Raw genomic sequence first — 11,022 nt, 5'->3', positions numbered from 1 at the left:
CGGACGGTGCCGGGCGCGGTCCGGCCGCGCCCGGCACCCGAACGCCTGGGCCGTTACTGGCCCAGCTCGCTCGTCTTCGGGCGGTTCATCGCCAGGATCGACAGGTCGGTCCGGATCTCCCGGACGTCCCCGCTGAGCACCTCGACGTCGTCCGTCAGACCCAGGTCCTCGACCTTCAGCCCCTGCGGCTCGGCGAACATGTCCGCGAGAGACCGCTCCAGCGCCTCGATGGACTCCATAACACTCACCTCCTTTCAGCGTCACAGTCCCGAACGGTGTTGTGCGGGTATCAGGAGGGAACGGACACGCCGGTGTAGTTCTCGGCGTGGGCGCTCAGCGGCGAACCGCCGGGCAACGGCACCTCGGCCAGCGCATCGACGACCTCGGCCAGCCAGGCCGTCAGACGGCGGCCGTCGACGCCGTACTCACCGGCGAGCCCGGGACTCTCGGCCCCTCGCGCGAAGTGCCGCGCGCGGGCCCAGGACTTGACGAGATTGCCGGCCGTCCCGGCGCGGCGGGCCGGGTCGTCGGCGTACCGGCAGAGCAGAGCCAGGTAGAACAGGCTCTGATGGGTGTAGACGTGGTACGCCGCGAGTGAGCGGTCCGCGCTGAACAGCCGGCCCGGTCCACCCCAGGGCACCGGCAGCAGCTCGCTGCTCTCGTCGACGTAGCCGGCCCGCAGGATGTCGCGGGCCACGCCCAGGTCGGCGAGCTTCTGGTGCAGGCTCTCGTGCAGCACGATCTCGGCGGTACGAACCGGGTCGGCGAAGATCCGTTCGCTGACGTAGACGATCAGCGGAGTGCCGGCGTAGTAGCCGCTGTTCATGGCCCCGTCGTAGACGCCCACAGAGATGCCCTCGACCACGTCCGGGCCGATCAACGGCAGGGCGGTGGTCAGCACCTCGGCCGCTGCGCGCAGGGCGGTGTCGGAATCCCGGCGGGACGGCACGGTCGCGACCACGGAGGTGTCGGCCGTACCGGCCATCGAGGTGTTGAACCGGGCGACCAGCTCCTCGCCGACCGGATGCCCGTGCCAGGCCTGAAGAGCCCCGGGCTGCGCCCGTCCCGGCGCCGCGTCGGCCGCCAGCGCGGGATCGTCCTGGTGGGTCCGCCGGTACGCGGCATGCTCGCTCAGCAGCACACGCCCCTGCTCGACGTCGCCGGCCAGCAGGAGGCGCAGCCCGGCATCGAGGGCACCGCGGCGCAGCGACTCGAGCTGGGGTACGCCGGCGGGGGCCAGATCGGCCGGGTCCAACCCGCACGTCTGGGCGCAGAGCACACCCAGGCCGCGGTAATAGGCCGCAGCCGTGCGGCGGATGTCGTCCCCGCGGCCGAACATGCCACCGGCGAGCCGGCGTTCCAGCCCGGTCGCGAGGGCGAGGACACCGGACCAGTCGACGACAGCGGCGGTCATCGCCCGGCTCCCGCCGTGATGAGCCCGTGCCGGCCGAGCAGGTCCAGCTTCCGGTCGACCAGGGTGGCGACCTGTTCGCGGGTGGCGCGGTCACCGAGCAGGCCCGCGACGCGCTCCCCGATCGCCTCGGCCGAGCGCCCGTCACACAGCTCGAGGACGTACCAGGTCAGCCGGTCCAGAACGCTGACGCCGAACGGCTCGCGGGAGAACACGAAGGCGGCGGAGTGGTCCGCGTAGGGCTCGAGGAACCAGGTCGACGTCTTGCGGAGACCGTCCATGTTGTCGCTCCTGTCCATCGGGCCGGCGATACGCTGACCGATGGTTCAGGCGGGGCGTTGCAGCATGGTTGCAGCGCAGGTCGCGAAGGCAACTGCGCGGACGGGCTCCACCGCATCCCGCCCTCACGGGCCCGATTGACGAGCACAGGGATTCCGGACGACAAGGCAGACATCGATCCCGGGACCGGGCATTGCGGCCAGCCGGAGAATAACCTCGGCCGCGGAATTCTGTCACCACTGGTTCACCCATTCAGATGACATAATTCAGTATCGAGACCGGCCGATTCATCAGATCGATGTCGCGCGAGATTCCTGCCTTTGGTCGTGCGTCCTGTCCGCACTAAAGTAAACGCCTTCGCACCGGACATTGCCGCATCACCAAGAACGAGGATGCTCATGCCCGATACGCCTTATCTGATCGCCGTCGTCGCGGTGCTGGCCGCGGTTGCCTTCGCCGTCCGGGCGGCCCGGCACTCCAGCGCCCGGTCGAGCGGGCGGCGGGTCACGGCCGACGAGACCCCGTCGGCACTGGCCGAGACCCAGTCGCAGCTGGCGGCGGCCCGCTCCCAGATCGATCAGCTCACTGAGCGGCTCCGGCAGGCTCCGGCGGTGGAAGCCGTCCGGGTGCCGGCTGCGCATGCCGACGGCCGGCATGTCGAGGTTTTCGTCAATCTGTCCCGGCGGCTGCAGTCGCTGGTGCACCGCGAGATCAAGCTGCTGGACGCACTGGAGAACGAGGTCGAGGATCCCGACCTGTTGAAGGGCCTGTTCCAGGTCGACCACCTGGCCACCCGGATCCGGCGGCACGCGGAGAATCTGGCGGTGCTCGGCGGGTCGGTGTCGCGCCGGCAGTGGAGCCGGCCGGTCGCGCTGACCGAGGTGCTGCGCTCCGCGATCGCCGAGGTCGAGCACTATTCGCGGGTCAAACTGGTGCCGCCGATCGAAGGTACGGTGCCCGGGCACGCCGTCGCCAGCGTCATCCACCTGATCGCCGAGCTGATCGAGAACGCGACGATGTTCGCCCCGCCGCACACCCAGGTGCTGCTGCGGGCACAGCAGGTCGCCGCGGGCATGGCGATCGAGGTGGAGGACCGCGGGCTCGGCATGCAGCGCGTCGATCTGGACCGGGTCAACCAGTTGCTGGCCAACCCGGAGGACACCAACCTCGACGATCTGTTGCGGGACGGGCGGATCGGGCTCTACGTGGTGTCGATGATCGCCCGGCAGCACGGGATCGTCGTGCAGTTGCAGACCAACATCTACGGCGGCACCCAAGCCGTGGTCATCCTGCCGCAGATGCTGATCGGCTCGCCGCCGGAGTCCGCGCCGGAAGCGGTACGGCCGCAGCGCCTGCCCCAGGCACCGGAGCAGCTCCAGGTGCAGGAACGGGTTCCCCTCCAGAAGCGGATCCCGTTGCGGGAACGGGTCCCGCCGCAGGAACGTCCGGCTCGTGTCTCGCCGGGCCCGGCCGGGTCCGGTCGAGCCGCTTCGGCGTCCGCCGCGACCCTGCAGATCGCCGGCGCGACCCTCGACCGGCAACAGGTTCAACCCACGCCGTCGCGGCCCCCGCTCCCGCGTCGCCGCAGTCAGACCCACATGGCCCCGCAGCTGCAGCTGGGCCCGCCGCGCCCGGCCACGGAACCGGCCGTTGAGCACCAAGCAGGCCTGATGGCGTCGTTCATGAACGGCGTCTCGCGGGGCGAGGCAGACGCGTCCGCCCCCGGAAGTCATGGCTGATCCCCACTTCGTTCCCCAGGAAGGCCCAGCTCACATGTCGCGCAGCGACCCCGCACGCACGTCCCAGGACCTGGTCTGGCTGTTGTCCGGCCTGGTCGATCGCGTACCGGACACGAAGAGCGCGCTGCTCCTGTCGTCCGACGGGTTGCGCAAGGCCGCTCACGGACTCGACGACGACGGCGCGGATCACCTGGCCGCGGTCGCGTCGGGGCTGTTCTCGCTGGCCCGTAGCGCCGGCACCCGGTTCGGCGGCAGCGACGGGGTCCGGCAGGTGGTGGCCGAGCTGGACGATTCATTGCTGTTCGTCTCGGCGGCTGGTTCCGGCGCGGTGCTCGCGGTCATCGCGGGAAAAGCGGCCGATCCGGGGGTGCTCGGCTACGAGATGGCACAGATGGTCAAGAGCGTCCGGCCGTACCTGGCGACGCCGGCCCGGCATGAACCCGAATTCCTGGACGTGCGCGCACGGTGATCAAGCCGGGGACCGACGAGGAGCACTGGTTCGACGACGCTGCGGGACGCCTCATCCGGCCGTACACGGTGAGCAACGGCCGGACCGAGCCGACCACCCCGATGGAGCTGCTGTCGATGGTGATCGCCACCGGCCGCCATCCGCACGGTCAGCTCGGACCGGACCATGCCCAGGTGCTCGGGCTCTGCGGCAGCGTCACCACGGTCGCCGAGGTCGCGGCGCGACTACGGCTGCCCGCGGTGGTCACCAAGATCCTGCTCTCCGATCTCGTGGACTGGGGCGCGGTGGACGCCCGCTCCCCCGACCCGATGGCCAATGCCTCAAACCCGGCGGTACTGGAGACCATTCTCAATGCCCTTCAACGACGGCTCTGACGGGTTCCCGTCCGCGCTGAAGCTGCTGATCGCGGGCGGCTTCGGCGTCGGCAAGACGACGTTCGTCGGTGCGATCAGCGAGATCGAGCCCCTGCACACCGAGGAGCTGCTCACCGTCGCAAGCGTGGGCACGGACCGGCTGACCGGCGTCGAGCACAAGTCGACGACCACGGTCGCGATGGACTTCGGCCGGATCACGATCAGCCAGGATCATGTGCTCTACCTGTTCGGTACCCCTGGACAGGAGCGCTTCTGGTTCATGTGGGACGAGTTGTCCAGCGGCGCGATGGGCGCGGTCGTGCTGGCCGACACCCGCCGGCTGGAGGACTGCTTTCCCGCCGTCGACTTCTTCGAGTCGCGCGGCATCGGTTTTCTGATCGCGGTCAACGAATTCGACAGCTCGTGCCGGTACGAGGCAGACGACCTGCGCAGCGCGCTCGACCTGAAGCCCGACATCCCGATCATGCTCTGCGATGCGCGTGACCGACGATCTGCCACCGCCGTGCTCATCAGTCTGATCCACCATCTCCTCGCTTCGCGTGCCCGCCGATGACCGAACGGAGCTCCGGCATGATCTACGACCTCTCCGGCCACCATCCCCTCACCCCGGCGGATCCCGAGATTCCCGCCCGGATGCGCCGGCTGCGCGAGATCGGCCTGGGTGAAGGCCCGGACGCGCAGCTCGACGAGTTCGCGCGCAGGGTCGGCGACGTCACCCGGGCGCCACTCGCGATGGTCAACTTCATCCAGGATGACCGTCAGTACCTGGGCGGTCTGTACACCGGCGCCACCGTTCCGGGAGCTCTGCAGGCCGCCCTGGCCGGCCGCACGTTCACCCGCGAGCACGGGTACTGCCCCCATGTCGTCGTCCGGCGCAAGGCCCTGGTCCTCGATGACGTCTGCGACTATCCCCGGTTCGCCGGCAACCCGGTGGTGGACGAGATCGGCATCCGTTCCTATCTGGGTGCGCCGTTGATCGATCGAACCGGCATCGCGCTCGGCACGGTCTGCGTGGTCGACATGGAACCGCGCCCCTGGGGCCGGCCGGGGCTGGAGACGATCAAGGCCCTTGCCGTGGAACTGGTTGCCCAGATCCATGCCCGCGAGGCGAAGTAGGAAAAGCCGCGAACATGCCGCAGGTGCCGGGCGCCTGCGGCATATTGGCGCATCTGCCGGAGGCGTCCTGCGTAAACAGACGAAGCACCATCGCCCGGTCCTGCCCGAGGGTGGCGGCTGCGCCGCACGACTACAGACAACTACGCACCATGAGGCACCTGGCGCTCGCTACAAGGGCCCGCGTCAGAGGCCATGCCGCGGACGTCAACGAGAACCACTTCACCGTGTGTAGCGACACGACCCCGTTGAGGAACCAAAGGTTCCGCTGTAGAGTGCTCTCGAAATAGACGAACGTACACCCAGGTGTACAAAACGGATCAAGGATGCCTCATGCATCCAGTTGTCTCCTGGAGGGTGAGACCACCCGGCTACGAAGGTCAGCACGGGGCGGCATGAATCCCCAGAAGGAGCGAACGATGGACCCGGATGCCCTCAGTCAGGGTGCTGTGCTCTCCGCAGCGACGGACGACCGGCCGGAAACGTCATCGGCGACGGGGATGCTGAATTTCCTGCGCGAGTACGCCCAGAATTTCCTCAACTCCCGATTGCTGGACGAGCGCCGCTCGTTACCTCCGGCACTGGTATCGGACTTCGCCGCAGCCGGTCTGCTCGGTTTGCAGATTCCCCGGGAACTCGGCGGACAAGATCTGTCCCATGCCGACATGAACCGGGTGTTCACACAACTCGGCGCCATCGATGCGAACCTTGCCGTATTCTGCGCCGTGCACAACACCCTGGGGGCAGCGCCGATTCTGCTCTCCGCACCTGAGGATGTGAAGGGTCACGTGCTGCCCCGCCTGGCCGCGGGCCAGGCGCTGACCACCAGCGCGATCAGTGAACCGGGCATCGGTTCGCACCTGCGGGGAATGACCACCCGGGCGGCCAAGAACAGGGACGGCACCTACACGATCAACGGCTCCAAGAAATGGATCTCCTTGGGCGGAGACGCGCGATACGTGAACGTGTTCGCTCAGCTCCACGATGAAAGCGGCCGGCCGAGGGGCATCACCGGCTTCCTGGTGGACAGCCGCACACCCGGTTTCGGAATCGGTCCCGAGATGCTCACTCTGGGTCTACGCGCAGTGCCACAGTATGATCTCAGCTTCACCGATCTGCAGGTTCCCTCGTCTGCGCTGCTGGGCATCGAGGGAGACGGTCTGGCTACGGCCAAAGCGGCGTTCATGGGCGGTCGCGTCGTGCTCGCCGCGATGTCGGTGGGCGCGGCCATGCGGTCCCTCGAGCTGGCCCAGAGATTCGCCAAAGGCCGTGAGGTAGCCACCGGCTCGCTGGCGGAGAACGGCCGCATCCGGCAAACGCTGGCCGAGGCCGGAGCCGCGGTCCAGGCAGTGGAGACGCTGATCTCCCGTATGGCGACGTGGCAGGACGAGGGCCGGGACGTGCCCGACGCCTGGTTCTTCTGCGCGAAGATATTGGGGTGTGAGCTGGGATGGGGCGCCATAGACACGGCTCTGCAAGTGTTGGCGGCCCGGGGTTTCCTGGACACCAACACCGTCGGCCAGCACTTCCGTGACTACCGGCTGTTCAGGATTTTCGAGGGTTCCACCGAGGCGATCTCGGTGTTCCTCGGCACCATGCTCGTCAAGCATCCCGACGAGTTCGCCAAACTCGTGCAGCAGGCTCAACCGACCGCGCAGGTGCTCAAGCTGATCGACCGGGTCGCGGAAGTCGGCGCCGACCGCCCCGACGACGCTTCTGCTCAGCACATCCACGCGGCCGTCGTCGGTGAACTGGTGTGCTGGACACTGCTGACCATGGTGACAAGCGAAGTCGCCGGCCAGTCTCCGATGCACGCCTACACCGCTTCGTGGACCGAGCACCAGATGCAGCAACGGCTGCGCACAGCGCGGCGGAGCCCGCACCGGAGTCTGCCGACTGCGATCGAGTTCGCGGACCACGTCGCCGGCTATGCCGAGGTCATCGGGGATGTCGACCAACGGCGCTGGCCCGGCGAGGAGTGGCAGGCCGATCCGCTGCTCAGTCCTCGATGATGCCGTACCGGGCCATGATCGCTGACCGGCGGGACCGGTTGACTGCGCGCACCCGGCGTCCTACGAAGAACACGTCGAGCAGCGTCCACAGGCCGAGCCCACCGAAGGTGCACAGCATCGCTATGGACCGGCCGGTGTCCCCCAGGTAGAACCGGTGCCCACCGAGAATGCCGACCACGCACCACAACGCGTACGCGACCCGGGGGTCCTTCCTGACCGACCGGTAGTCCGCCTCGGCCATCAGCACGGTGTACCGCTGCCAGCCGGGCAGGGCGACCGGGCCGGATGCGGGTACAGGCGTGCTCGAACTCATCGGCGCAACGATAGTCGCAGATCAGGGGCGGGAGAACATAGCAGCCAGGGCGGCGTCCGAGGCGTGCAGAGCGCCGCGGTCGAAGGTGCTGCCGGCGGCGACCAGTTCGGCGGCTCCGGTGCGGTCGAGTATCTCGGCGAGGCGGCGTTGTACCCGGTCGGGCGTGCCGGTGATCGCCGCCGTGGTGATCCGGTCGAGGTACTGCTGCTGGCGCGGGGTGCGGGCAGCGGAGCGGGCGGCAGCCACCGGTTCGAGCGGCGGGAACACCCCGGTCGTACGGCTCTGGGCCATCGCCCACGCCTCGGGCAGCAGCAGGTCGGCGGCTTCCGCGTCGGTGTCGGCGATCAGCACGTCCGTACTGATCGCCAGCCACGGCTCGGGTTGCTGGGCGGAAGGCTCGAAGGTGCGCCGATAGTCGGCCAGCGCCTGGGTACCGTCCGCGCCGAGCAGCGGGCCGCCCACGATCACCGGGAGGCCCAGTCGTGCCGCGATTCGCAGGCCGGTCCCGGTGGCCAGCACGTACAGCGGGATGGGGCCGTCCGGCTGCGGGTGCAGGGTGATGTCCGCCGTACCGGTGAGGAAGTCACGCAGCTCGGCCAGGTCGGCCGCGAAGTCGTTGTCGGTCTGCCGCAGGGCCCGGCGCACCGGCGCGGTGAAGCCCGGCGAGCGGCCCAGCCCGAGGTCGACGCGGCCGGGAGCGAAGGCGGACACCGTGGCGAACTGCTCGGCGACGACGAGCGGCTGGTGGTGCGGCAGCATGACACCGGCCGAGCCGAGCCGGATCATCGTCGTGGCGCCGGCGACGGCGGTCAGCAGCGGCGCCGGGGCGGCGCCCGCGATCCCGGGGACTCCGTGGTGCTCAGCGACCCAGAAGCGGTGAAAGCCGAGCTGCTCGGCCCGCGTCGCGCGAGCCACGGTGCCCCGGAGCGCCGCACCGTCGGTTTCGCCGCTACGGGTGCGTGACCGGTCCAGCAGCGAGAGTCGAACTTCGGCGTTGATCACACCGATGCCAGCGTCCGTACGGGCGCTCCTTGTTCCCGCAGGCTACTCTCCCGTCGTCGCGGCGATACGGACCCGTCCCAACGCACGAAGTGCCGCGCGATCGGCTCACCGTGTGCCGAACTGATCAACCGAGGAGGGTGCAGTGGCGGATCTGCCACCGAAACAGCCTGATCCCCCGAAGGCGGCGCAGGCCGCCTCCGCGGGCCCGCCGCCGACGCCCCAACTGCTGGTCATGCCGCCCACCGAAGCGATCCCGTCGCTGGTCTGGCCGGGCGCCGAAGGGGAACCGGCCTGGGCGATACCGGTCCTGGTTCCGCCCGGTACGCGGGGATACGCGATCTTCATGCCGATGATTCCCGCCGAGGCGCCGGCCCCGGCCGTCGCCGAACCGGCCGCCACCGAGCCGCCCGCCGCCAGGCCGGCCGAGCAACCGCAGAAATCCGCGGCAACGCCGGCCGTCACCACCACACCGGCAGTCGCCAGCCCGGCCGTCGCCAAACCGGCTGCCACCACCCCGGCCACGGCCGCTCCGGCAGCCGCCGCTCCGGCAGCAGCCAAGAGCCCGGCCACCGCACCCTCGGCCGTCCCGCCGGCGAAGGTTCTGCCACCGGCTCCTCAGCGACCGCAACCCCATTCGCCGCAGTACCCGCCGCGGCCGCTCGGCACGTACGAGCGGCCGCCGAGCGCGTGGCAGACGTTCCGCAAGAAGCACTGGCCCGGGCCCAAGGAGGCCCGGGGCTGGGCCGTCCCGGCCGGCGTGCTCGCCGGCGCCCTCGGCTTCCTGATCTTCCTGCCGCTGAATCGGGTGGGCATCGGCTGGTTCCTCGGCTGGCTGGCGCTGACGCTGGGAGTCGCGTTCGCCGTCCGGCGATCCGCCGAGCTGCCGCGCCGCGAGCGGCTGCTCCGCTCCGGCTGGGCCGTGGCAGCGCTGGCCCTGCTGCTCATCCCGGCGTTCCGCAACGCGTGGTGGCTGGTGACGTTCAGTGTGCTCGGCGCGATCGGCTGCACCGCGCTGGCGATCGTCGGTGGCCGCCGGATCAGATCGATCCTGTTCAGCCTGGTGGCTGCCCCGTACGCCGCACTGGTCGGCATCCCGTGGGTCCGCCGGCACCTGAAAGCGGGCCGCAGTCCGGGCATGGCCCGGCGGATCCTCTTCTCGGTCGCCCTCACCGCTGTGGTGCTGCTGGTCTTCGGTGCGCTGCTGTCGTCCGCCGACGTCGCGTTCTCCCGGTTGCTGGACGACGCCATCCCCGATCTCAGCATCGACTCGATCTTCCAGTGGATCTTCCTGGCCGCGGCCGGCGGCCTGCTCGCCGTCTCCGGGATCTACACGCTGGCCGCACCGCCGGTGACGTCCAGCCTGGACACCGAGGGCAAGGGCAGATTCGGCCTGATCGAGTGGGCGCCGGCCGGCGCCGCGCTCGTGCTGCTCTTCGGCGGTTTCGTCGCCGTGCAGTTCACCGTGCTGTTCGGGGGCAGCCGGCACGTGCTGGAGACGGCCGGGCTCAGCTACTCCCAGTACGCCCGGAGCGGCTTCTGGCAGCTGGTCGCGGTCACGCTGTTGTCCCTCGCGCTGATCGCGAGCCTGGCCCGCTGGGCGAAACGGGACCAGCCGGTGGAACGGATACTGCTGCGCCTGCTGCTGGGTCTGCTGTGCGCCCTGAGCGTCATCATCGTCGCGTCCGCACTGTCGCGGATGTGGGAGTATCAGCGGGTCTACAGCTTCACCGGTGAGCGGATCTTCGTGATGGCCTCCGAGATGCTGCTCGGCGTGATCTTCGTGCTGATCGCGGTGGCCGGCGTCAAGTGGCAGGGCCGCTGGATCCCCGGAGCCACCGTCGGTCTGGCCGTGCTGATGCTGCTGGGCCTCGCGGCCCTCGACCCCGAGGGCTATGTGGCCAGCCGCAACGCGGCCCGCTACGAAGGCTCCGGCAAGATTGACGCCTGGTACCTGCGGGCCCTTTCCGCCGACGCGACGCCGGCCCTGACCGAACTGCCGGATCCGGTACGCCGGTGCACGCTCAGCTGGATCGCCGAAGACCTCGAGGACCCCGACCCCTGGTACGCCTGGAACCTCGGCCGGCAACGGGCCCGTGAAGCCCTCGCCGAACTGGGTCCCGCCGCGATCGGAAGCCAGAAGGACTGCCGCGCCGCCGACCAGTTCGACCTGCCCAAGAAACGCCGATGAGTGCTGGAGCTCCGGTTCCGCACCGGAGCTCCAGCACCCTGTTCTCCGCGATTCGCGTGAACCAAGGGGATCGAGGAGATCGAGCCGGAACTCGGATCAACGCCGAACCCGGCAGATCGACG

12 protein-coding genes are annotated in these 11,022 nt (G+C 69.5%); 7 read left to right on the top strand and 5 right to left on the bottom strand.

Translation table 11 applies throughout. The annotated features are described in order from the left end of the window. Positions 1-53: 53 nt before the first annotated feature. From AB0C12_RS33480 to AB0C12_RS33470, 3 genes are read right to left on the bottom strand one after another with little or no spacing between them, the layout of a single operon-like run. Positions 54-239 carry a hypothetical protein gene (locus AB0C12_RS33480; RefSeq protein WP_023362323.1) on the bottom strand — a complete coding sequence of 62 codons (186 nt, stop codon included), beginning with the start codon at positions 237-239 and terminating at the stop codon, positions 54-56. Between the two features lie 50 nt (positions 240-289). Beyond that, on the bottom strand, positions 290-1,414 hold the full coding sequence (locus AB0C12_RS33475; RefSeq protein WP_360553906.1) for a hypothetical protein: 1,125 nt from the start codon (positions 1,412-1,414) through the stop codon (positions 290-292). Further along, positions 1,411-1,710: a hypothetical protein gene (locus tag AB0C12_RS33470; protein WP_360553905.1), complete on the bottom strand. Its 300-nt coding sequence runs from the start codon at positions 1,708-1,710 to the stop codon at positions 1,411-1,413. Before AB0C12_RS33470 ends, AB0C12_RS33475 begins: the two co-directional genes overlap by 4 nt. A 378-nt stretch (positions 1,711-2,088) precedes the next feature. Between AB0C12_RS33470 and AB0C12_RS33465 the strand changes: the two genes are divergently transcribed. The 6 genes from AB0C12_RS33465 (at position 2,089) to AB0C12_RS33440 (ending at position 7,397) form a co-directional block, all read left to right on the top strand. Beyond that, complete coding sequence (locus AB0C12_RS33465; RefSeq protein ID WP_360553903.1) at positions 2,089-3,429, top strand: ATP-binding protein; 1,341 nt, start codon at positions 2,089-2,091, stop codon at positions 3,427-3,429. A 34-nt stretch (positions 3,430-3,463) separates the two neighbouring features. After that, on the top strand, positions 3,464-3,898 hold the full coding sequence (locus AB0C12_RS33460) for a roadblock/LC7 domain-containing protein (protein WP_360553901.1): 435 nt from the start codon (positions 3,464-3,466) through the stop codon (positions 3,896-3,898). Continuing rightward, positions 3,895-4,272 carry a DUF742 domain-containing protein gene (locus AB0C12_RS33455; protein WP_360553899.1) on the top strand — a complete coding sequence of 126 codons (378 nt, stop codon included), beginning with the start codon at positions 3,895-3,897 and terminating at the stop codon, positions 4,270-4,272. The genes AB0C12_RS33460 and AB0C12_RS33455 overlap by 4 nt, the downstream gene beginning before the upstream one ends. Continuing rightward, positions 4,250-4,825, top strand: a complete 576-nt coding sequence (locus tag AB0C12_RS33450; protein WP_360553897.1) for an ATP/GTP-binding protein — start codon at positions 4,250-4,252, stop codon at positions 4,823-4,825. The genes AB0C12_RS33455 and AB0C12_RS33450 overlap by 23 nt, the downstream gene beginning before the upstream one ends. Beyond that, entirely contained in the window at positions 4,822-5,388 is a 567-nt protein-coding gene (locus tag AB0C12_RS33445; RefSeq protein ID WP_360553896.1) for a GAF domain-containing protein, read from the top strand. The genes AB0C12_RS33450 and AB0C12_RS33445 overlap by 4 nt, the downstream gene beginning before the upstream one ends. 416 nt (positions 5,389-5,804) lie before the next feature. Next, positions 5,805-7,397, top strand: coding sequence for an acyl-CoA dehydrogenase family protein (locus AB0C12_RS33440; protein ID WP_360553894.1), 1,593 nt, complete (start codon positions 5,805-5,807; stop codon positions 7,395-7,397). Here the strand turns inward: AB0C12_RS33440 and AB0C12_RS33435 are convergent. Both AB0C12_RS33435 and AB0C12_RS33430 read right to left on the bottom strand, forming a co-directional pair. Beyond that, positions 7,384-7,710, bottom strand: a complete 327-nt coding sequence (locus AB0C12_RS33435) for a TM2 domain-containing protein (protein ID WP_360553892.1) — start codon at positions 7,708-7,710, stop codon at positions 7,384-7,386. The two genes, AB0C12_RS33440 and AB0C12_RS33435, sit on opposite strands and share 14 nt — an antisense overlap. Positions 7,711-7,731: 21 nt before the next feature. After that, positions 7,732-8,712 (bottom strand): MsnO8 family LLM class oxidoreductase, encoded by a 981-nt coding sequence (locus AB0C12_RS33430; protein WP_360553890.1) that lies wholly within the window; start codon positions 8,710-8,712, stop codon positions 7,732-7,734. A gap of 142 nt (positions 8,713-8,854) precedes the next feature. On the opposite strand from AB0C12_RS33430, the gene AB0C12_RS33425 reads away from it, so the two are divergent. Further along, positions 8,855-10,900 (top strand): DUF4153 domain-containing protein, encoded by a 2,046-nt coding sequence (locus tag AB0C12_RS33425; protein ID WP_360553889.1) that lies wholly within the window; start codon positions 8,855-8,857, stop codon positions 10,898-10,900. The last annotated feature ends 122 nt before the right edge of the window (positions 10,901-11,022 follow it).

This window comes from Actinoplanes sp. NPDC048967 (assembly GCF_040649415.1).
In the GTDB taxonomy this organism is placed as follows: domain Bacteria; phylum Actinomycetota; class Actinomycetes; order Mycobacteriales; family Micromonosporaceae; genus Actinoplanes.
The sequence above is the reverse complement of the archived record's forward strand: the minus strand, read 5'-3'. Positions and strand labels throughout refer to the sequence as shown.